14 protein-coding genes are annotated in these 22,007 nt (G+C 72.7%); 13 read left to right on the forward strand and 1 reads right to left on the reverse strand.

Translation table 11 applies throughout. The features are described from left to right. Position 1: 1 nt before the first annotated feature. From T398_RS18195 to T398_RS18250, 12 genes are all read left to right on the forward strand, one after another. Positions 2 to 2,674, forward strand: a complete 2,673-nt coding sequence (locus tag T398_RS18195; protein ID WP_496448466.1) for a CHAT domain-containing protein — start codon at positions 2 to 4, stop codon at positions 2,672 to 2,674. Between the two features lie 274 nt (positions 2,675 to 2,948). Then, positions 2,949 to 3,569, forward strand: coding sequence for an NADPH-dependent FMN reductase (locus T398_RS18200; protein WP_496448467.1), 621 nt, complete (start codon positions 2,949 to 2,951; stop codon positions 3,567 to 3,569). 18 nt (positions 3,570 to 3,587) lie between these two features. Then, positions 3,588 to 3,848 carry a lymphostin biosynthesis Trp-donating RiPP gene (locus T398_RS18205; RefSeq protein WP_496448469.1) on the forward strand — a complete coding sequence of 87 codons (261 nt, stop codon included), beginning with the start codon at positions 3,588 to 3,590 and terminating at the stop codon, positions 3,846 to 3,848. Beyond that, positions 3,836 to 5,635, forward strand: a complete 1,800-nt coding sequence (locus T398_RS18210; RefSeq protein ID WP_496448471.1) for a hypothetical protein — start codon at positions 3,836 to 3,838, stop codon at positions 5,633 to 5,635. Before T398_RS18205 ends, T398_RS18210 begins: the two co-directional genes overlap by 13 nt. A 2-nt stretch (positions 5,636 to 5,637) precedes the next feature. Further along, positions 5,638 to 8,073 carry a lantibiotic dehydratase gene (locus T398_RS18215; RefSeq protein WP_496448473.1) on the forward strand — a complete coding sequence of 812 codons (2,436 nt, stop codon included), beginning with the start codon at positions 5,638 to 5,640 and terminating at the stop codon, positions 8,071 to 8,073. Next, positions 8,070 to 10,355: a lantibiotic dehydratase gene (locus T398_RS18220; RefSeq protein ID WP_496448474.1), complete on the forward strand. Its 2,286-nt coding sequence runs from the start codon at positions 8,070 to 8,072 to the stop codon at positions 10,353 to 10,355. Before T398_RS18215 ends, T398_RS18220 begins: the two co-directional genes overlap by 4 nt. Beyond that, positions 10,352 to 11,821 (forward strand): hypothetical protein, encoded by a 1,470-nt coding sequence (locus T398_RS18225; protein ID WP_496448475.1) that lies wholly within the window; start codon positions 10,352 to 10,354, stop codon positions 11,819 to 11,821. The genes T398_RS18220 and T398_RS18225 overlap by 4 nt, the downstream gene beginning before the upstream one ends. Further along, a complete protein-coding gene (locus T398_RS18230) occupies positions 11,818 to 14,067 on the forward strand; it encodes a lantibiotic dehydratase (protein ID WP_496448477.1) in 2,250 nt (749 codons plus the stop codon). Before T398_RS18225 ends, T398_RS18230 begins: the two co-directional genes overlap by 4 nt. Further along, complete coding sequence (locus T398_RS18235; RefSeq protein ID WP_496448478.1) at positions 14,064 to 15,323, forward strand: metallopeptidase TldD-related protein; 1,260 nt, start codon at positions 14,064 to 14,066, stop codon at positions 15,321 to 15,323. Before T398_RS18230 ends, T398_RS18235 begins: the two co-directional genes overlap by 4 nt. Next, positions 15,316 to 16,392 carry a hypothetical protein gene (locus tag T398_RS18240; protein ID WP_496448480.1) on the forward strand — a complete coding sequence of 359 codons (1,077 nt, stop codon included), beginning with the start codon at positions 15,316 to 15,318 and terminating at the stop codon, positions 16,390 to 16,392. Before T398_RS18235 ends, T398_RS18240 begins: the two co-directional genes overlap by 8 nt. Beyond that, the gene (locus T398_RS18245) at positions 16,367 to 17,467 is read left to right on the forward strand and encodes an NAD(P)/FAD-dependent oxidoreductase (RefSeq protein WP_496448482.1); all 1,101 of its coding nucleotides are present in this window, start codon (positions 16,367 to 16,369) and stop codon (positions 17,465 to 17,467) included. Before T398_RS18240 ends, T398_RS18245 begins: the two co-directional genes overlap by 26 nt. Next, a complete protein-coding gene (locus T398_RS18250; RefSeq protein WP_496448501.1) occupies positions 17,467 to 18,138 on the forward strand; it encodes a VOC family protein in 672 nt (223 codons plus the stop codon). Before T398_RS18245 ends, T398_RS18250 begins: the two co-directional genes overlap by 1 nt. Positions 18,139 to 18,170: 32 nt before the next feature. Here T398_RS18250 and T398_RS18255 read toward each other — a convergent pair whose 3' ends face one another. Next, positions 18,171 to 19,379 (reverse strand): M20 family metallopeptidase, encoded by a 1,209-nt coding sequence (locus T398_RS18255; RefSeq protein WP_496448484.1) that lies wholly within the window; start codon positions 19,377 to 19,379, stop codon positions 18,171 to 18,173. A 101-nt stretch (positions 19,380 to 19,480) separates the two neighbouring features. Between T398_RS18255 and T398_RS18260 the strand changes: the two genes are divergently transcribed. Next, on the forward strand, positions 19,481 to 21,973 hold the full coding sequence (locus tag T398_RS18260; protein ID WP_496448486.1) for a lantibiotic dehydratase: 2,493 nt from the start codon (positions 19,481 to 19,483) through the stop codon (positions 21,971 to 21,973). Positions 21,974 to 22,007 lie beyond the last annotated feature (34 nt).

The raw sequence follows: 22,007 nt of genomic DNA on the forward strand, positions 1-22,007 counted from the left end.
GATGGACAGCGCCGACCAGATGGACGACAGTCCAGCAGGCAAGGCGCTCCACCTCGTCACCGCCGACCCGGCCCGCGCCGCCGAGCTGGCCGATGCCGCGCTCGCCGCTGCCCGTGCGGCCGCCGATCCCGACCAGGAGACAGTGGCGCTGCGGGCACTCGGGCTCGCCGCGCGAGAACAACACAACGCGAATCACGGGCTCCGTCACCTACGCCGGGCACGCCGCGTGGCCGAGGCCGCCCAACTCCCGGTCCGCGCCGCCGAAGCCCGGATGAGCCTGGCCCTGGTCCTGGCCGAGGCGGGCCAACCGCAACAGGCGCTGCGCGAGATCGACGCCGCGTCACCGATCCTCCGTGGGCTGCCCGCCGCGCGCCTACAGATGCAGCGGGCGCTGATCCTCGACCGCCTCGGCCGGTTCGACGAGGCGATGGCCGGCTACACCGATGCGCTGGCCGCGTTCCGACGCAGTGCGGACCGGTTGTGGCAAGCCCGCGCACTGACCAACAGAGGAGTGCTGCACACCTACCGGGGGAGCCTGCGCCAGGCCGAGGCCGACCTGCGGGCCGCGGAGCGCGGCTACGCGGAGCTCGACCAGGAGCTGGCGCTCGCCCAGGTCCGCCACAACCTCGGCTTCGTCCTGTCCCGCGCGGGTGACATACCTGGCGCACTGCGCTGGTACGACCTGGCCGACCAGTACTTCGCCAGGACCACCCGCCCGGCGATCGCCCTGATGGATCGAGGCGAACTACTCCTGGGGGCCCGGCTACTGCCGGAGGCGCGCACCGCGGCCGAGGCCGCCCTGGACGCAGCCCGGGCAAGCCGGATGGGGCTCTACGAGGCACAGGCCCGGCTGATGCTGGCCGAAGTCGCGCTGGCCGAGGCCGACCTGCCGACCGCCTCGAAGCAGGCGCAGGCCGCGTACCGCCTGTTCAGTCGACAGAACCGACCGGCCTGGGCGGCGCTCTCCCGATACGTCAGACTCCGGGCCAGCTCGCCGGACGCGCCGGCGCACCTGCGGCAGGCCCGCTCCGTCGCACGTGCGCTGGCGGCGAGTAGCTGGCTGATACCGGCACTCGACGCCCGCCTCTATGCCGCCCGGGTCGCCCTCGACCGGGCGCTGCGCACCGGGCAACGCGCGAAGGTCGCCGCCATCGCCGGAGAGTTGAGTGCCATCCGCGCCGCCAGCCGTGGTGGGCCGGCCCAGCTTCGGGCCCGGGCCTGGCACGCCGAGGCACTCCGCCGAATCGCCACCGGCGACACGGCCGGGGCACGCCGGGCGCTCAACGCGGGAATGGCACTCCTGGACCGCTACCAGGCAGCCCTCGGCGCCACAGAGCTGCGGGTGATGGCCGGGGTATACGCCCTGGACCTGGCCAGCACCGGCCTTCGCCTAGCGGTTCGGGGCGGGCAGGCCCGGGCGATCCTACGCTGGAGTGAGCGGTGGCGGGCCGCCACGCTGCGGCTGCCCCCCGCCCGGCCGCCGGACGAAGCCGGGCTCGCCGCCGACCTGGCCGAGCTGCGCCGCACCGTCGACGAAGCCACCCAGACGAGTGCCGCGTTGGGATCGACCCTGCTGCGTCAACAGCGGACGATCGAAGAACGGATCCGGACCCGTAGCTGGCAGGCCAGCGGTACCGAGACCGGCACGGCGAGCGGGATTCCACTGGACCGGATCGCGGTGGAGCTGGCCGACCAGACGCTGGTCGAGCTGATCGACATAGACGGCACGCTCCACATCGTCGTGGTGCACGGCGGCCGATTTCACACCCGGGCGCTGGGTCCGCTCGCCACCGTAACCGACGAGCTTCAGGCACTGCGGTTTGCGCTGCGACGCATCCTGACCAGCCGTGGCACCGATGACTCCCGGGCGGCGGCAGCGACCGCTGCCCGGTTCGCGGTGCACCAGCTGGACAACCTGATCTTCGGCGCGATACAGCCGTGGCTCGGCGCCGGCGGACTGGTCCTGGTGCCGGTCGGCGCCCTGCACGCCATGCCGTGGGCCCTGCTACCGACCTGTGCCGGGCGTCCGGTCACGGTGGTGCCGTCAGCATCGGAGTGGCTCACCGCGTCGGCCCGCCGCCGAGCCACCCACCCGGCGACGACCACTCCGCCCCATCGACGGAACCCGGTGCTGGTCGCCGGCCCCGGCCTCGCCTATGCCGAGGCGGAGGTGCAGCGGCTGGCGGGAACACTCGCTCCCGTCAAGATGCTCCTCGGCCCCGACGCGACCGCCGAGGCAGCACTCGCGGCGCTGGATGGCGCCCCCCTTGCCCACCTCGCCGCACACGGCACCTTCCGCACCGACAACCCCATGTTCTCGCACGTACGCCTCGCCGATGGTCCGCTGACCGTCTACGACCTGGAGCGGCTCGCCTGCGCGCCCGGGACAGTGGTGCTCTCCGCCTGCGACGTGGGGCTGTCAGCGGTGCACCCGGGCGAGGAGCTGATGGGGTTGTCGGCCGCGCTGCTCCAGCTGGGAACGGCGACGGTACTGGCCAGTGTCCTGCCAGCGCTGGACTCCGCGGCGCAGGAGCTGATGGTGGAGATGCATCGACGGCTGGCCACCGGCGACACACCGCGGCTCGCCCTCGCCGGCGCACAGGCGGAATTCGGTGCCGGGCTGGACGCCGGCACCGCCACCGCCGCCTCGTTCGTCTGCTTCGGCGCCGGCTGACCGACCTCCCCCAGCCCGGCCGCGCCAACCAGCCCGCCCGGTTGGCAGGCCGTGGACTACCCGGCTGCCCCTGCACGAACACCCTCCGTCAATCCACAGCGGAGCGAGCAATCACGCGCCAATCTGATACGTCGCCTTCGCGACATGGACCGCATGCATCAGACGCGCCTCGGACCCTCTCTTACGGGGGAACCGCACGGGGACGACGAACGCAACACATCCCATCGCGCCGGACAGCTCGCAGCTTCGAGTCCACGCGCGACGAAGGAGAGGTGTGAACGTGCTCCAGCTAACCAACACCAGCAATGGTACGAGCAGGGTCCGAAGCCGCACCGGTCCCCTCATCGTCGGCATCGGCGGCACCATGCGCCCCGGGTCCTCCACCGAACAGGCGGTCCGGGCCGCATTGTCCGCCGCCGAGCAGGTCGGAGCCCGTACGCACCTGCTCGGTGCCACCGAGCTACAGCTGCCGCTCTACCTGCCCGGCGAAAGCCGGCGGACGGCGGCAGCCCGACAGTTCATCAACGCCGTACGCCTGGCCGACGGGATCGTGATCGGAACGCCGGCGTACCACGGAGGTATCTCCGGCCTGGTCAAGAATGCCCTCGACTACATCGAAGACCTGAGGGACACGCCCCGCCCCTACCTACACGGTCGGGCCGTCGGCTGTCTGGTCACCGCTCGCGGATCCCAGGCCGCCACCACCCTCACCAGCCTCCGCGCGGTGGTACACGCACTCCGGGGTTGGCCGACGCCGCTCGGCGTCGCGGTCAACACGGAGCACGTCACCTTCGCCGCCGACGGCACCAGCAGCGATGCGCACGTCTCCTCCCAGTTGTCCCTGATGGGAGAGCAGGTCGTCGAGTTCGCCCTCGCCCGAGCCACCACCGCCTGACTGCCAGCCCGATCTGAAGTGGAGTACGACATGTTGGACAACGACCGCTCCGCCGCAACCGCGGACGTAGCCGACGGCACCGTCGACAGCCCGCCGCTGGCGGCTGCCCCGGCGGCAGCCGTATCCGTCGACAGCCAGCAGACCAGCGCCCAGCCGATCGATCCCGACGTGGAGGGGCTCGACGACCTGGACAACGTCGACTTCGACCTGGACGAGGTGGAAAACAAGATCGCACCGCTCGCCCTCGCGTCGAATGAGGCGATCCAGTGGCGCCGGTGACCGTGGCCGCCGGTGCCGCCGTTCGGGTGGATATCAACACCGGCCCCGCCAGCTCCTATGTCGGGCTGCGCGAATGCATCGCCGCGCTTCGCGCGGCAGGTGCCAGCTTTGGTGAGCTGCCCCACCGCCACGCCGCCGAGTGGGCGGAGCTGGCCCCCGACGACACGCCACAGGACAACCCGCTGCCACTCGGCGAGATCGCCCTCGCCGCCTCCGAGCGGCGACTGCACCGGGAGAGCGAGCAGGTGTACCGAGTCCTCTCGGTCGCTGCCGCCGCGCTCTGCGCCGGCACCGCGGAGTTGGGTCGTCCGCTGCTCGTCAGCGGCGCCGGCGGCACCGACCTGTCGTCCCTGCGCGGGCTGATGCGGGCCGTGGAGCACTCCCGGGTCCACCCCGGCGCGGCACTGCTGCTGGATCGACCGGAGTCGGTCCGCACGCCGCTCGGACCGCACGCCGACTATCGCGGCGAGCGGGCTCGCTGCCTCCGTCGCATGGACCTGCCCATCACGGTCGACGATCTCGTGCTGGACCTGCCGTCGGTTGCGGCCACCGCGGTAGCGCCCGCCTCCGAGGAGGGCAAGCTCTACCAGCGGGCACGCGACCAGGACAGCACCGCCGTGGACCGGGTAGCCGCCGCTTTGGCCTACTGCCGGCGGGCATTCTTCTCCGCGAACTGGGAAGGGATGGCGCTCGTCGCCAGCGAGGCGATCGAGCTCCTGCCCGGGGTACCCACGCCGGCCCTTCCCGAGCTACTGGCCAAGGCGGAACGCGAGGACAGCCTGGTCCACGCCATCGAGTTCGAAACCACAATCCTGCGCAGCACCGCTGATATCCGTGGCTTCCTCCTCAAGGTAATCGGCATCCAGGCCGGCTTCCGCGGAGACCAGGACGCGGCTGTCACCGCCTTCCGCGCCATTCGCGAGCACGACCACGGCCTCTCGCCGGAGATCCGCGCCCAGTCCCACCTGTACACCGCCCTCACCCTGTCCAAGCGCAAAGGCCGCCTGGGCGAGGCGGTGGCCGAGGTCGAACAGGGGTTCGAGGTCGTCCGGGAGCGCCCGAACGAGGCCGACAGCGTCCGCCGGGAACGGGGCTGGCTGCACAACCTGCGCGGGCTGACCCTCTTCGCCGAGCGACGACTCGGCCCGGCGTTCGAGCACGAGAAGAAGGCCCTCGCCTGCCTCGCCGGCCTCAACGATGCCAGCTCCGCCCACCTGCGCATCAATCTGTACTCCAACATCAGCGTGTTGCAGGAGAAGGCCGGCAAATACTCGTCCGCGCTGGCGACCTGGGACAAGTTCCGGCAGGCCACCGGCTCCTCGACGGCGGGCTTCGCCAAGCACCACTCGTATCGCAGCGCCGGGCTGCGGCTGCTGGTCGGTGACCGGGAAGCCGCGGTCGAGGAGATCGACACGACCCTCACCAACGCCGCCGGACTCAACGACATCTTCCACCAGACCGAGGTCCGCCTCGAGCTGGGCATGCTGCACGCCACCGCGGGTCACCGCGAGGCCGCCGTCGCGGAGTACGAGCTGGCCGAGCAGGACGCGCGACGGCTCGGCGACCCCTACCGGATCGCCCTCGCCCAGGCCGGACAGGTGATGGCGGGTGGAGCCGGCGCGGACGTCCCGGCCACCGTGGCGAACGCGGAACTGAGCCTGACCCGTCCGGTCGAGGCGACGGCCCTCGCGAAGGCGGTGTCCGGCGCGGCGGAGCTCGCCGAGCTCCTGCCGAAGCCCCGCACGAAGCTCAACCGTCCCTTCGACCTGATCAACTTTCAGGACTGACGATGACTGAGCAACCAACCCCCTGGCAGCTCTACCCCCGGCTACTCCTCCGGCGGGCGGGCTTCGGCATCGACCTGTTGACCGCCCTGGCCGACGAACCGACGCGAGCAGGCGCCGCGGAGTACCGCACGGCGGCGAAACAGTTCGGGCAGTGCCGTACCGATTTGATCGAGGGCATCGCCCGGGCTGTCGCCCGGACCGATCGGCAGTCGGACCGGTCCCGGCTTCGGGCGCTGTCCCGGGCCCGCAGCCGGGCGGGACGTGGCCTGTCGGTGAACCCCGAACAGCTGGACCCGGATCTGGTTTGCGCGGCGGCGGCCTACGGCACGGCGCAGGCCGAGCTGGAGCAGGCGGGCCAACGGCTGACCGACGTCCTCGCCCAAGAGGCGTTGCGCCGACCGGAGCGGGTGCGCGCGCTGCTGACCAACGATCGGGTCTGCGACGCGTTGCTTCAGCTCTCACCCTCGTTCTACGGCGAGGTCCTACGCTGGCGGCAGGGGTGGGCCACCCGGGGCGCCGGTGCGAACCGGAACCGGGCCAAGGACCGCGCCTTCTACCGCCGCGCCTACCTCTACGGCCAGCGCCTAGCCGCGAAGAACGAGACGACAAGTTTCTTCGGTCCGCTGGTGCACGGACGGATCGACGACGCCGCCGCCGGGATCGGGTTGGGCCCCGAGACCGGGTCCGGAGTCCACACCACGGAGGCGCAGACCGCGTTCTGGGCCGTCTGCGAGCTGGCCCGCAACCTCGGCGCCGATCCTGCCGTCCGGGACCAACTGCCGGTGACCTGGGTGCCGGCCTGCCGCCGGCGGGCGGAAGCCGAAGCCGGAACCGGCACCGTGCAGACCAGTGCCGGGCGGCGGATCCGGCTCTCCGGCACCCACTGGCGACTCGTTCGCGACGTCAACGACCACCGCTCGGTACGGGACCTCGCGGACCTCGCCGGGACGGAGGTCACCGAGGCGCGCGCGGTCCTGGATCGGCTTCGCCAGGTCGGCGCGGTACGGCTGTGGCCCGAGCCGCCGTCCACCACCGCCCGTCCGCTGGACTGGCTGGTGGGCTTCGCGCAGCAGCATGCCGCCGACACCGAGTGGCCGGCGCGGCTGCGCGAACTCGCCGCCCTGGCGGACCGGTACGCGGCCGCTGCCGGGCACCACCGCCGGGCGGCCGTGCTGGCCGAGGTGGAGGCGGGTTTCTCCGCGCTGACGGCGACCGACGCCCGCCGGGCCGGCGGGCAGATGTACGCCGACCGGTTGGTGGTGTCGCTGGACGCCAAGGGCGACCAGTCTCCGGTGGTGGTCGGCGGCGACGTCGCCCGGCGCTGGGAGGAGCAGCTCACCCCGGTGCTGGATGTCGCGGCCCGCTATGGCGAGCTCCAGCAACAGGTCGCCGCGCAGGTGTGCGCCAGGGTGATCAGCGAGACGGGGACCGGTTCGTTGCCCTATGACGAGCTGATCCGCCGGGTGCTAGCAGCGGTTGAGGCGGGGGCGCTGACGGCGCTCGCCGGCCCGGTGCGCGAGTTCACCCAGACCTACACCGAGCTGGTTCGCACCGTCCTACGCGGGCAGGAGGCCCGGTTGTCCACCGCCGCCCTGGCGACCCTGGCACCGAGCCCGGGCCGGGACCGGTTCGTCAGCCCGGACCTCATGCTGGAGCGGCAGCCGGACGGTTCCGACCTGCTGGTCCTAGGCGAGCTGCACCCGTACGTCTTCGCCTGGGGTTCGCAGGGGCTCTTCTGCGACGACCAGGAGCGGATGCTGGCCGACTTCACCGCGGGGCTCGAGCCGTGGGGCGGCCCCGACCAGCTTGCCACGGTCATCCGGCGACGGCGGCACAAGGGCCTGGTCGCCGACTGGTTTCCGGGACGCTTCGTCGAGGTCACCTCCGTGGCCACCGACGACCGGAAGCGCACCGTGGCGCTCGCCGACCTGACCGCCGTACTGGTCGACGGGGTGCCGCGGCTGCACGCACCCGACGGTGAGCTGACCCTCTACGCCGGCGAGGACGACCACGTCCACCTCCGGGCCTTCGCCGCACCGGGCGTGGCCCTGCCCCTGATCCGATTCGGTGACTTCGCGCCCCGGATTCGCGTGGGGGAGGTCATCGTGCAGCGGGCCCGCTGGTGGTTCAGCGCCGCTGACCTCGGTGTCGCCGAGGTCCGGGACGCCGCCACCGCGTTCCTCGCGGTGCAGTCCCTACGCGCCCGGCACGGACTGCCCCGCTTCTGCTTCGTCTCGGCGGCGCACGAGCCCAAGCCGGTCGGTGTTGACCTCGACAATCCGCTGGCCGTGGACGCGCTGCTGGCGTTGACCCTGGCCGGCGACGGGAAGGTCTCGCTGGCCGAGATGCGGCCCGCGCCAGACGCCCTGTGGCTGCGCCACGGCGACAGACCTGTGACCGCCGAGTTCCGGATCGCTATGAGAAGGGCTTCGTCGTGACCGTCCCCACCAGCGCCGGCCCGGCCGACCCCAGCTGGGAGCTGCTGCCCGCACTCGTGCTGCGCAGCGCCGGCTTCCCCTGGCAACTGATCGAGTCCCTGACCTACCGACAGACCGCAGCGCTGCTCGGCGAGTTGGCCACCCTGGAGCGTCGGGCCGCCGGGGTGGCCGCCCGGATGCGAGCTTCGGCGCGCCTCACCCGGGGCCAGCAGAGCAAGCTACGCAACGTCCGCCCGCTACCCCCGTCGGACATCTTCGAGCCCGACTGGCTCGCCGAGTGGAACGAGATCGCCGAGCAGGCAACGCGGACCCGGGACCGACTGGAGCCGACCGTCGCGGCGGACGCGGCGACGGTCAATGCCGCGCTGGCGGAGATCCGTACCGACCCGCGGATCAACGACGCCATCGTCTGCTCCTCCCCCGCCGTCCACCGGGATCTGGTCCGGGGGGCGACCGGGGGCCGGATCCGCCGCCAGCTCGCCGCGTACGCGCAGCGGCTGGCCGCGAAGAGCGAGACGATGAGCTTCTTCGGGCCGATCAACTACGGCCGGGTGGACGCCGGCTCGGACGCGGCGACGACGCTGTCGTGGGCGGGCCACCTGGAGATCCGGGTTCGCCAGGCGCACTGTGCCGCCCGGGTCAACGACGCGGTCCAGACGATGATCGTCGATGATGACTCGTTGGTGACGCACCTGGTGCCCATCCGCAAGACCACGGCGCGTCCGCCGCGCCGGGACGACCCGGCAGCCGGGTTGATCCGGGCGGTGGACGGCGACCGCACGATCGCTGAGCTCGCCGCGGCCGGCGGCGACGAGGTGACCCGTACGGTGGGGCTGTTCCGCACGGCCGTGGCCAAGGGGGTGCTGACGCACTCCTGGTGCCCGCCGGCGACGACGGTGGATCCGTTGCGCTGGACCCTGGAGCGGATCGACGAGGCCGGCGCCGAGACCGCCAGCCGCGCGGCGGCCGTCCGGTCGCTGCTGGTCAAGGTGCTCGACCTCCTCGACAGCTACCCCTGGTCCGCGCCGGAGCGCAAGCTGGCCATTCAGGCCGAGGTGGAGTCCCTGCTCCCCACCGGTGGGCCGACGAACCGCAGCCGCTTCTACAACGACCGGGTGATCATCCACGAGGCCGCGGTGGGTACTGCCCAGCTGGAGCTGCGTGGGCGGCTCGCCCACGACCTGCGGGCGGCGGCAGCCCCCGTCCTGGACCTGCTCGCGCATGAGGCGGAGCTGACCCGGGTGCAGACCAACCGGGCGGTGGCGCGGCGGCTCGGTCCGGGCCGCACTCCGCTGCTGCGAGCGCTGAGCGCCTGCGCGGACATGTCCATCGAGTACGGCGGTCAGCTCAGCACGGAGCTGGCCCGCGTCGTCGGCGAAGCCGGACCGGCGGCGAGCGAGCTCGACGTCGCCGGTCTGCTGCCCCCGGTGCCCGCACCCACCGCACCAGTTCTGTGCTCCATCGACGTCCTGATCGGCACCGCCAACCTGGCCGACTATGACCCGACTACGACTCCGTTGGTGCTCGGCGACATCCACGACGCGGCGCTACTCACCCCGTGGGCCCTTCAGTTTCATCCGGATGCGGCGGCGCTGCTGGCCGAGCGCGACGCCGCCGTCCGGCGGGCCCTCGGTGACCAGACAGCCGTCAACGTGATCTCCCGGCGGACGACCGGGCTGCCGCCGCTGGAGTTCCCCGGCGTCGTACTCGAACTGGGCGGCTCCGCCACCGCGGGTCGAGACCGGATCGGTCTGGACGAACTTTGGCTCGACAGTGACGGGGAGCAGGTGGTGCTTCGGGGAGCCAGCTTCCCCGGGCAAAGCCTGCTGTTGCACAACGGCGAACTCGACACCGCGGTGCACACCGCGCTCGCGCTGCCCCGCATTCGGCGCGCCGTCCTCCCGCCGCTGCCGTACCTGCCCCGACTGCGCTGGGGCAACGCGGTCTTCTCCCGGCGCCGCTGGCTGGTGCCGAGCGCCGAGGTACAGACGGTGCTCCGCGGCCAGCGGGACCTGGACCTGCTGCTCGGTGCCGCCCGGTTGGTCACCGAACGCGTCCTGCCGAACCGCTTCTTCGTCAAGTCGCCCGCCGAACGCAAGCCGGTGTATGTCGACACCGCGAGTCCCGACCTATTGAAGGGGATGGCGCGGCTGGCGGCCACCGCCGACCACCTCGCCATCACCGAGGCCCTGCCCGCGCCGACCGACGCCTGGCTTCGCGACGGTGAGCTGCGGTTCGCCTCGGAGCTGCGCTGCGTCTACCTGCGGGGTGGTGCACAGTGACGCGCCGGGTGATCCTGCCGCCCCTGTACGACCTGAGCCTCGAACCGATCCTGGGACCCGGAGACGAGCTGTTCGACGCCAACGCCGAATTCCTCGACCGGCTCTGCGCTCCGGTGCGCCTGCGCGGGTGGGCCGAGTCCGCGGCGCGGCCGACGTCTGGTGTGGCCACCGCCGAGACGGCCACCAGGGCACTCTTCGCCGCGGGCGCCGCGACGATCCTGGACCGCGGGCGCTACGACTGGGGCCGGCTCCGGGCGACGGGGCTGGCCCTGCGGCTGACCGCCGAGGCAGATCCGACGATCCGGTTGGCCGTAGACGATGTCGAACTGGTCAACGGCACCACCGAGTCGGGCGCCGACGTGGTGTCCGCCGCGGCCGGGTCTGTCCTGTTCGCGCCGGAGGCCGACCGGGCCCGAGCCTGGGCACCGGGGGCTCGGGTGCACCTACTGGTCGAAACCGACCAGCAGCTTCCGGCCGCCGCCACGTTGGCGGTGGCGCTGGGTGCGCACCGGGTCACGCTCTGCGGGCGGTTCGCCGCCGCGCACCGGAGGGCGCTACGCGCACTCGCACCGTTCGCCGGCGCCGAGATCGAGGACTGGACGCCGTCCTGGCGCCTGCGGCGGGAGTGGGCGTCGGCGGGCGAGGACATCCGCTGGGTACGCGACGCCCACCAGTGGCACCCCGGGCGGCCCTGGGCGGGTTGGCTCGCCCCCGAGCAGGCCGTGCTGCTGCCGGCCCGAGCCTGGCGGGACTGCCGCGGGGTGGCGCTGACCGTGGCCCGCTTCTCCGCCTGGTCGGCGGTGACGGGGGCGAGTGGCGTCGACACCGACCTGGAGACGGTACGCCGGCTCGTCGGCGACGAGCGGCTGGCCGTCGAGTTACTGGTCGGCGCCCCCGGGCTGGATGCCGACGCGACCACGACCGCCGCCCGCCGGCTGCGCTCCGGGCCCGGGCCCCGGTTGGCGGGTCTGAGCCCGTTCCGGCTGACCAGCCGGAACGGTCCACGCAGATCGACGATGTGGGGTGGGGTGCCGCTGACCCGAAAGGACACGCCGCGGCACGATCTCCCGCGCTGGGATCGTTTTCACGGGCCGGGGTCGCTCGACGACGCCGACCGGCAGCGCGTGACCAGCGCCCTGACCGCCGAGTTCGGCGCCGAAACCGAGCTGTATCCGGGTCGGCTCGCCTGCTGCGCGCTCGCCCCCGGAGGCCAGCCCCCCGCCACGTGGGAACCCTCCGCCGCGGTCGTCGAGGCCAGCGGGGCCGGGCCAGATGGGCGCGGACCCGGATCCTTCGTAGTGAACCTGCGCACGGGTAGCGCCTTTCGGCTGCACCCCAGACTGACGCCGGTCGTACGGCGGTTGGCGAGCGGCGACGCCGCCGTCTGGCAGCACCTCAGTGACACGGTCCGTACAAAACTGTCCGGTCAGCTGGTCCGGGCCGGGGCAATCCGGAGTCCACAATGACAAGAAACTGGCGTATTGGCCGCGAGTTCATCGTGCGCCACGCGGGAATGCCGTTCGACTGGCTGGAGGAGTTGGGCGCCCCCGGCGACCTGCTGGAGCTGGCCGACGAGGTGGTTCGGCGGGAGGATGTCCTGCTGGCCAGCGTCTCGACGCACTTCACCGGCGATCGCGCCGCCGGGATCCGGGCCGACGTGCTGCACGGCCGCATCGACCAGCTGCCCCGGTCCGCCGGGCCGGACTGGCGGGCGGCGGTCGATGCCTGGGGGGAGGCACTGGCCCAGTACGTCCGCGCCTACCGGGAAGCGGACGAGCAGGTTGGCAAGGAACTCCGGGAACTACTGGGAACGTCCCAGGTGTCCGAGGCGATCTTCCTGTCCAACCCGGATGTCCACCGCAACATGCTGCAACCCTTCTTGGCGTATCAGGGTGCACTGAACTCACGCTGGCGGCGGGTACGCCGACAGATGTACACCTACGTGCAACGGTTCTGCGCCAAGAACGAAACCGTCAGCTTCTTCGGCCCGATGGCGTACGGCACGGTAGGCGCCGGAGACGATGCCCAGCTGCGCCGAGACGTTCCCCGTACCCGCCGGGTGTTTCTATCCCACTGGGCGGCGCGGGCCCTGACGTTGGCCATCGCCCGGGACTCCGCGATCCTGCCGCACCTCCACTTCCACCGCACCGGCCGCGGCGCCGACCCGGGTGAGCCGATCCTGGCCCAGGTACTCCCGGGCGGCACGACCGTGCGGAAGCTGATCCAGCGTTCGGGCCGCCCCGCCGGCGAGGTGGTACGAACCCTGATGAAGCTGGTGGCGACCGAGCACCTCACCATCGGGCTCGGTGGCGGCGACTACGACCTGGACCCGCTCACGACGCTGCGCGAACAACTCGCCGCGCTGCCGGCCACCCCCGCCCGCGACCAGTGGCTCGCCCGGCTCGGCGATCTCGCCGCGCTCCTGGCGGAGCTGGGCGAACAGCCGCTGGAGCGCAAGGTCACCACGGTCGCCACGGTGGAGGCCCGGTTCACCGAGATCACCGGCAAACCGGCCCGTCGGGGCGCCGGCGCCGCCTACGCCGACCGGGCGGTCTTCTTCGAGGAGTGCGCGTCCCCCTTCGCCCTGACCATCGGGGCCGAGCTGATCCGGCGCTGGGAGGAGCAGCTCACCCCGCTCCTGGAGGCCTGCGTCACGCACGGTCACGCCACCCAGGCCGCGGCCACCGAGGCCGTCCGCGAGAGCTTCGCCGGCAACGGCCAGGAACTCGAACTGAACCTCCTCGAGTACGCGACCCGGGCCGCCGCGGATCAGTCCGACTCCACCAGCACCTACCAGGCGACCTACGCGCCCAGCTACCCGGGCGCGGACTGGCGGTCCGAGCTGGCCCAGCTCATCGACCAAGCCAACGCCCTCACCGGCGCACGGTACGCCGTCATCGACCTCTGCCCGGCGGCGGCGGACGTGGCGGGGCTGGACGAGGCGCCGTTGGTGCTGTCCCGCGCCCACCACCATCTGCTGGTCAACAGCTGGCTCGCCACCATGCACCCGGATCCGCGACAGTTCGGCGCAGCCGCCGCCGAATGGGTCGCCCGACAGGCTGACGACCTGGTCGGCCTCGACCTCGGTCGCCGGAACAAGGGCTACTACCGATTCCCGGGCCGGGAGGTCGCGATGCGTCCGCTCTCCTGGACCGATGCGGGCCGAACGGACCTGCTCAAACCCGAAGACCTCCGGGTCTCCATCACCACCGACACGGTCACCCTCCGGGACCCGGACGGTCGCACCATCACCGCGTACGTGCCGCTCAGCGACTTCGTCAAGTACGCGCCGATCGCCGCGCTGTCACACCCGCAGGTCCTGCACCCCACCTTCCGCGCCGCCACCGGCGGTGCGCTGCCCGAGGTCGTACTGGGGGCGGTGACCCTGCAACGCGCCCGCTGGCGGGTACCGACCCAGACGTTGGCGGCGGCGGAGCCGCACACCCGGTTCCTCGGGCTGCGTCGGTTGGCCCGCGACACCAACGTCCGGTTCCTCTTCGGCCGCAGCGCCCACGAACGCAAGCCGTACCTGATCGATCTCGCCTCCCCACTCGCTGCAGACCTGGTCAACCACATCACCCGGGGCTGCGACGAGATCGACGTGGAGCGGATGGCACCGGGACCGGAAGGGCTGTGGCTCCGCGACGCCGAAGGACGGCGCTACACCAGCGAGCTGCGGATGCAGGTCGTCGGCGAAGGCGGGCCAGCATGACGCCGACAATCTGGTTCAGCGAACACTCGCTACGGCTGCGGGTCGACGTCCGACCGGACGGCTCGTTCCCGGCCCAACGCTCCACCGCCCGTGGGATGAGTGTGGAGCGGCACCTCGGGGACGGCTGCACCGAACACCGGTTCACCGACGGCGACGCGCTGCTCGGGACCGGTTACGCCGGCCTGGCCGCGCCGGCCGCCGACGCCCTGCGCGAGGTACAGGGCCGGCCGGTGTTCGAGGTGACGGCGCAGCACCGCGCCCTGCTCACCGCGATCGCCGCCGAGACCGGCGCCGAACTCGTGCTCGGCGTCGCGGAGCAACACGTCGCCGCCGGCGACCCGGAGCAGGTCCGCTCCACCCACCGCTTCGTCGCGACGCTGCTGCTCACCCTGACCGGCGACGACGGCACCCGGCACACGCAGTCGGTTCGGTGGAATCCGACCGACGACCCCGGCACGCTGGGGCTGGCAGCGCGGCAGATGGCCACCCAGATGCGCGGCCGGCTCGGTCTGCCGCTGGCCGAGGAGCTACCCGCGAAAGCCGACCTCGTCCTGCTGCCGGGGTTCGCCGGCGCGTTCTTCCACGAGCTCGTCGGGCACCCGATGGAGGCCGACGTCGTCGCCTCCGGCACCAGCTACCTGGGCCGGCAGCTCGGGCACCGGGTTGCCCCACCCTGGCTGTCCATCCTCGACGGCGGCCACCTCGCCGCCGGCGGCTACCGCAGCGCCTTCGACGACGAGGGGGCCGACTCGGTGACCAGCCGGCTGATCGACCGGGGGGTGGTTGGCCGGCCGATGAACGACCTGGCCCTGGCGCAGCGTCTGAACACCACCCGAACCGGCCACGGACGCCGGCAGAACTACCGCCACCCGGCGATCCCCCGGATGACGCACACCGCGGCGGTGCTGGAGCCCGGCGTCGAGGTCGAGGAGCCGGCCGGGGACTGGATCGCTCCCCGCGGGCTGCGGCTGGAGATGATGAACATCGCCTCCGGCGCGTTCGTCTTCCACGCGCCGATCTCCGTACTGCACCGGGCCGACGGCACCACCGCCCGGCTCGGCCCCCTCCGCATCGTCGGCGACGGCGCGCGGGCGCTGGCGCGGCTACGGCCGTACGCGCACCAGGTCGCCGGGTACCTCCGGGCCACCGGTGGCTGCGGAAAACTTGGCCAGTACCCGGTCCTGGTGTCCTTCGCCAACGCGGGCCTCCGGCTCCCCGCGGGATCGGTCGGGATCCGGGCGGTGCGTCATGCCTGAGCTTCGACTGCGCGCCTCCGGGCTGCTCACCCCCACCTCCGCCGGCCCCCGGCTGACCGTGTCCCTGGACCTCGTGCAGCTACGCCGGGACGCCTCCGGACGGGTGCTCGGATCGGTTCGGATGGACGGACCCGCCGCCGACGCGGCAGCCAAGAACGTGGCGCTGCTGCTCACCGACGCCGCCGCCCGGATCGGCCGCGCCCTCGACGGGCTGCAGAGCGCGGTCGCCACGATCCACGAGTGGCGAGCCGATGCCGACCTGCCGGGACCGGGCCGCAGCGACCTGCTGGTCCGGGTCGAGACGGACGCCGGGCCGGTCGTACTCGGCACCGCCGGTCCCGGCGCACCGCTGGAGTTGGTGTCGGCCGTCGCCGGGCAGGACCTGGCGGTGCTGGCGCACCCACCAGCCGCCGAACCACCGGCGGGCTGGCGGGATCGCCCGCTCATCCTGCGCCCCGCGCCCGCGGCCGTACTCGTGGCCGGCGCGGCCTTCTCCCTCTCCTCGCGCAGGGGCCGACGGAGCGCGGCGCAACTCGCCGGGCGCCGGGTGCTCCCCGCGCTGACCATCCGGGACCTCCCCGTGGCGCCCGCCGGGTACGACCGGGACGACCTCGGTGAGCCCGCCGAGGCCAGCACGCTGGTGGACGCCGGCCGGATCTGTCCCCCCGGGCGGTGGCACGACGGGGTTCCCCCGGGCCGGGCGGTCTGGGATCACGACGCTGCCGTCTGCGGTCCGCCTCCGGTCGTCCGGCTCGAGCTCGACGGGCCCGATGCGGTAACACCGCCGAACGCCATCGAGCTGCAGTGGTGTGTCGAAGGACTCCAGCGCTACCACGGCGACGGCACCGTCCGGGTCCACTGTGTGGCCCGACCGGTGGACCGTCCCGAGGAGAGCTTCGTGGTCGTGCTGCACGGCAAGCCCATCCACCTACTCCGTCATGCCCACGGCCTGACGGGCCCCCGAACGGCTGTCTACGGCGACAGCGACGTGACCACCCGCTCGCTGGTACTCGCCAGCGCAGCCGAACTGGAAGGTGCCGGACATGCAGTCGTTACCGTCAACCCCTGACGTCGCCATCGTCGGCGGCGGCATAGTCGGTGCGTGCCTGGCCGCGGAGTTGAGCAGCCAGGGCGCCTCGGTCCTGGTGCTGGACGCCGGCACGGAGCCCGGACACGCGACCCATCGCGCGGCCGGGGTGGCGGTGCCCTCCCTTCGCTACCTGGACGACCCGGAGTTCTACTCCTGGCTGCGGCACGCGAAGCGGGACCTGGACGCGGACGTGGCCCGCCTGGAGCCGCAGTTCGGCACCTTCAGCGTGGTACGGCCGATTCTGCGCGCCCTGCGCCAGCAGGACATCGACACCTACGGCCACCTGTTGGCGGAGGCTGGGTCCGGGGTGCAGGTCCGCGGCGACGACCTCGCCGCTGTCGCGACCGGCCTGAAGCTCCCCACCAGCCGACACTACCTGTACGCCGAGGGTGGGCTCATGATCGACGGAAGACGGTATCTGGCCGCGGTCCGCGGCCGCTGCCAAGAGCAGGGGGTCGACTGGCGACAGGGGTGCCAGGTACGCGAGGTGCGCGCGGACGGGCACCGGGTGGTGCTCCGTACGGGCCAGGGGGCACTGCACGCCGACCGGGTGGTGATAGCCGCTGGCGCGTGGAGTTCCGGCACCGGGCTGGCCGAGTCCACCGGGATCCGGCCGCAACGCGGTCAGATGGTGGTGCTGCGCACCGACGAGAAGCTGGCCAGCATCCTCTCCTCCGCCTACTACCTCGCCCCAGGGGTCGGCGACGACATCCTCGTCGGTGCCACCGAGGAGGACGCCGGCTTCGCCGACCACGTCACCACGAAGGGCGTCGAAGCGCTGCTGCGGTTCGCCACCGCCGCCATGCCCAGCCTCGCCGCCGCCGTACCGCTGGAGCTGCGGGCGGGACTGCGGCCGGTCTCCGCCACGGGTCGACCGTTGGCCGGGGCGCTGCCGGGTCAGGACCGGATCTTCATCTCGGCCGGACACGCCGGCCACGGGCTGCTCTCGGCCCGGACCACCGCGAAGGGGATGGCGGCCGGGCTGCTCGGCGACGACTGGGACGCGCTGCCGTACCGCATGTGCCCGACGCACGTACAGGGAGGCACCGCGTGATGCGCATCGACCACGTGATTCTCGGCGCCCGCACGATCGCCCCGCTCCGGGAGTTGCTCTGGGAACGGCACGGCTTCGGGATCACCGACGGCAGCCCCAACCCGGACGGCACCGCGAGCTGGGTCGTGCCGTTCGACACCCCCGACGTCCAGTATCTGGAGCTTCTCGTCACCGACGACGAGCGGGAACTGGGTAGCACCGATTTCGGCCGGGCCTTCCTGGAGCGGACCGCGGACGGGCCGGCCTTCCTCAACTGGGCGGTACTCACCGACGACATCGCCGGCACCGCGCAGCGGGTGGAACAGGTCACCGACACCGACCCCGGCCTGCTGCGGGGCGAGTCGGTACGCGCCGACGGCCAGCGGGTGCCGTGGGCGGAGGCCGCGTTCGACCTGTCCTGGCGCAGCCGGGTGCTGCCGTTCTTCCTGAGCTACGGCAATCCCGCGGACCGGGCGGATCGGGTGGCGGGTGACCTGCGGGCAGCCGGGCACCGCGTGCGGCCGACCGCACTCGCGGGGCTGGTGACGGGCCCGGCCCGGGAGCGAGACTGGGCTTCGCGGTGGCCCGGCTTGGCGGGGCTCGCGGTGACGGTCCACGACGACGCGGGCCCCGAGATCACCGCGGTCCGGGTCGAGACCGGCGCGGGCGACACGGTGGTGCGACTGCCATGAGCCGCAGCCGATCCGCTCGTGGCCGCCCACCGCTACCGTGGGCTCGCCGTCGACGTGCCGCGCGCCCGGTGCAGGTCCAGCAGCCGCTGCCGGGCCGAGGGGTCCTGGGCGGCCTGGGCGGCGGTCCAGGAAAGTGCGACCGCGCCCTGCAGCAACGCCCGATCAGCACCGGGGGCCACGCAGGCCGCGGCGAACTCGGGCTGGTGGTTCACCGCGTCGCCGCTATCGATCCCGATGCTCGGGTGCAGGCTGGGCAGGGCGCGACTCACGTTGCCCATGTCGGTGCTGCCGGTGGGCAGCTCCCGCTCCTGCTCAGGGGAGACCAGCGGGCGGCCCAGCTCGGTCGCCGCCGAGCGGTACGCCGCGGCCAGGAAAGGGTCGTGCACCAGTTCCGCGTAGGCGGGGGTGGCGCTGACCTCGTGCGTGCAGCCGCTGCCGACGGCGCCCGCGGCGAAGCAGGCCCGGATCCGCGACTCCAGCCGGCTCAGGGACTCCATGTCGGACGCCCGGAGGTTGTAGCGGGCCCGGGTGCGCGCCGGGACCACGTTCGGCACGTCGCCGCCGTGGGTAACGATGCCGTGCACCAGTTGACGTGGCTCGAAGTGCTGGCGCCCGACCCCCACCGCGACCTCGGCGATGGTCAACGCGTCCGCGGCGTTGACACCCAGCTGCGGTGCGAGCGCGGAGTGGGACTCCCGCCCGGTGTAGGTGACCTCCAACTCGACCAGTGCCAGCGGGCGAGGAGTGCAGTTGTCCTCCGGCGCGGGGTGGACCAGCATGGCCATCGAGACCTCGTCGAAGACGCCGGCCTCCAGCAGAGTGATCTTACCGCCCCCGTCCTCCTCGGCGGGCGTGCCGACCACGACAACCGTGAGGTCGAGCTCCGCCGCGACCTCCCGCAACGCCAGGGCCGCGCCGACCGAGGACGCGGCGATGATGTTGTGCCCGCAGGCGTGGCCAAGCCCCGGCAGCGCGTCGTACTCGGCGCAGAGCCCGACCACCAGCGGACCGTCGCCGAAGCGGGCGGTGAAGGCGGTGTCGAGGCCCCCGACGCCAAGCTCCACCGCGAAGCCCTCGTCGCGCAGCAGATCGCTGACCTTGGCCGCGCTGCGATGCTCCCGGAACGCCGTCTCCGGCTCCGCGTGCAAGCTGCGCGACAGGGCGAGCAGGCGGTCCTCGGCTTGGTCAACAGCGTCGGCACACCGACGCCGGACCTCGGGGCTGAGCCTCATCCGCGGCATGTTCCCTCCCGTCGCACCGGCCGGGCCGCGGTGCCGTACCCGGCTCCTTCCGTTCCTACCCGAGCCGGCAGCCGAAAGCGAGAGCAGTCAGGAGACTCGAGATGGCAGCACTAACCTGGACGGTGCCGGCCGGGCGGGCAGAGTTGACCGTCGAGACCGTACCGTCGGCGCTGCTCCGCAGCACCGGCTTTCCCATCCAGCTGGTGGCGGGGCTCGCCACCACGACCCTCATCGCCGCGGCCGACCGGGTGTTCGCCGCGGAGCAGGAGATCGAGGCGGCCCGGGTCCACTTCCTGCACGAATGCTGGCCCGCCGCGCGCGAGGCCGTCCGGGAGCTCGAGCCCCGCCAGCGATCCCGGCGCGCGTTGCAGAGCTGTCGCCGGCGGATCGAGGCGGGGGCGCGGCTGGACGAGCGGGGCAGCGAGATCCTGGCAGCCACCGGAGTGCCGCGGTGGGCTTCGCGGTGGAACACCCTGGTCGACACGCACGCCGCGCACCTGGCGACGGCCCGCGCGGAGTTCGACGCCGCGCTGCGCCAGGCTCGGCTGCGCACCGCGCGGGCCGCCAGCTCCGATGCCTTCCGGCACGCCGTGTTCGTGTCGAACCCGGGCTTCTTCCACGCCGGGCTGCGGACCCCGCCGCTGGAGCACCCCGGCTGGGACAACCCGGCGGCGGGTGCCGACCTACCGCGGGCGCTGCGCCGGCAGCTCGACACCCTGCATCGCTACCTGCGCCGCTTCGCCACCAAGTGCGAGACCGTGTCGTTCTTCGGCCCGGTGCTGTTCAGTAACCTTCGCCCGGAGCAGGAGCAGGCGGTTCGGGTCGGGACCCCCGGGCCCGAGCGCGTCGTGGTGGAGGCCAGCGCCTGGCTGGTCGAGCAGCTCCGCGAGCAGGCCGCCGGCGAGACTCCACTGCGTACCCAGCGGGCCTGGCCCAGTCCCCTGTTCCGCCAACCGGGCCCGGAGCACGTGCTGGAACGGGTTATGGACGGCCGCCGCTTCACCGTCGCCGCCGCCGCGCTGACACTGTGGCAGGCGGCGGTGGCCAGCCCCGGAGCCCACCTGGCCGACCTACTGGCCGGCACCGGCACGACAGACCAGTCCGACGAACGCCTGGCGCGGTTGGTACGGGCGCTGGGGCCGGCGCTGACCGTCTCGCCCTGGCGCCTTCCGGCCACCGAACTCCACGCCCTGACCCGGCTCGCCGACGAGCACCCCACCCCCACGGTTGTCGAACTCGCCACCTGTCGAGACAGGTACGCCCAGGCCGGGTGGCCGGACCGGGTACCGCAACTCGCCATGGCGCAGCAGGCCAGTACCCGGGCCGGCGGAGATGCCTCCCGCAACAGTGGGCAACACTACGCCGATCGGGAACTGTTCCACGAGGACAGATCCAGTCCACTGAGCGAGCAGGTCAGCCTCGGCGCGCCCGTCGTCGACCGCATCCGTCAGGTCACCGAGGCCGCCTTCCCGCTGACCTTCCTGGCCGCCCTGCTCGCCCGCGAGGACGCCCGGGACGCGCTGTGTACCGCACTGCGGGGCACGTCGGCCCCGCTCGCGGCCCTCGCCGCCCGGGAGATCCCCGCCCGTACCGATCGGCGGGACCAGCTGGATGGCATCCTGCACGAGCTGATCACGAAGGCCGTCGGGGACCTGACGGTGGTCGCCGAACGTCCACCGGTCGTCGACCTCGACCCACACGTACTCGCCGATGCCCTCGCCCCGTTGTGGGACCTGGTCGCCCTGGACCCGGACGACGCCTGCCTGCCCAGCCCCGACCTGATGGTCGTCGGCCGGGACCCCGCCACCGCCACCTGGGTGCTCTCGGAGCTGCACGACGACTGCAGCTCCATCTTCGGCGGGCTGGAGCGACCCCTGCACAGCGATCCGGACGGGCTCTGGGCGGACTTCGCGGCCCGGGTCGAACAGGCGGTGTCGCCGCGGACGGCCGCGACGATCGTCTCCCGCCGCCGCAGCGCCCACGTCACCCCGGAGCTGCCGGGGGTGGCGATCGAACTCAGTGGCCTGTCGAGCAAGGACCGCGCCGAGGTGGTGCCGATCGCCGAGGCCCACGTCCCCGCCACGGCAGACGCCGTCCTGATCGAGGGCGAACGTCGGCTGCTGTGGCCGGGAGACCTCTCCTCCACCCTGCACCGGGCGCTCTCCCGCCCGGCGCTCGGCCCGGTCCCGATCGACCTCGGCAGCTACACGCCACGCATCGTCGTCGGCGGTGTCGTGCTGCAACGCGCCCGGTGGCGGGTACGGCTCCCGGAACGCGCCGACGACGCGTACGGGCAGTGGTTGGCGCTCCACCGCATTCGGGCGCAGCACCGGCTGCCGCGCCACGTCTATGTGCGGCATCCCGCCGAACCGAAGCCGCTGTACGTCGACTTCGCCGACCCGATGGCGGTGCTCGACCTCGCCCGTCTCACCTCGGCCGATGTCGTGGTCTCCGAGATGCTGCCCACGCCGGAGCAGCTGTGGTGGCGCCCCGACGACCAGCCGCACTGCGCCGAGCTCCGCCTCGGTGCGGTGGTACGACCGACGGCCTCGGCCCGCGCGGACGAGGACGATGTCGTCCCCCAGCACCCGTAATCACCACAACCACAACCACAACCAAGGAGAAGAT

This window comes from Salinispora goodfellowii, assembly GCF_059570675.1.

Coding starts and splice junctions, on each gene's coding strand:
- T398_RS18245 (WP_496448482.1), top strand. CDS start 16,367: ATGCAGTCGTTACCGTCAACCCCTGACGTCGCCATCGTCGGCGGCGGC.
- T398_RS18255 (WP_496448484.1), bottom strand. CDS start 19,379: ATGCCGCGGATGAGGCTCAGCCCCGAGGTCCGGCGTCGGTGTGCCGAC.
- T398_RS18260 (WP_496448486.1), top strand. CDS start 19,481: ATGGCAGCACTAACCTGGACGGTGCCGGCCGGGCGGGCAGAGTTGACC.
- T398_RS18215 (WP_496448473.1), top strand. CDS start 5,638: ATGACTGAGCAACCAACCCCCTGGCAGCTCTACCCCCGGCTACTCCTC.
- T398_RS18240 (WP_496448480.1), top strand. CDS start 15,316: ATGCCTGAGCTTCGACTGCGCGCCTCCGGGCTGCTCACCCCCACCTCC.
- T398_RS18235 (WP_496448478.1), top strand. CDS start 14,064: ATGACGCCGACAATCTGGTTCAGCGAACACTCGCTACGGCTGCGGGTC.
- T398_RS18195 (WP_496448466.1), top strand. CDS start 2: ATGGACAGCGCCGACCAGATGGACGACAGTCCAGCAGGCAAGGCGCTC.
- T398_RS18230 (WP_496448477.1), top strand. CDS start 11,818: ATGACAAGAAACTGGCGTATTGGCCGCGAGTTCATCGTGCGCCACGCG.
- T398_RS18250 (WP_496448501.1), top strand. CDS start 17,467: ATGCGCATCGACCACGTGATTCTCGGCGCCCGCACGATCGCCCCGCTC.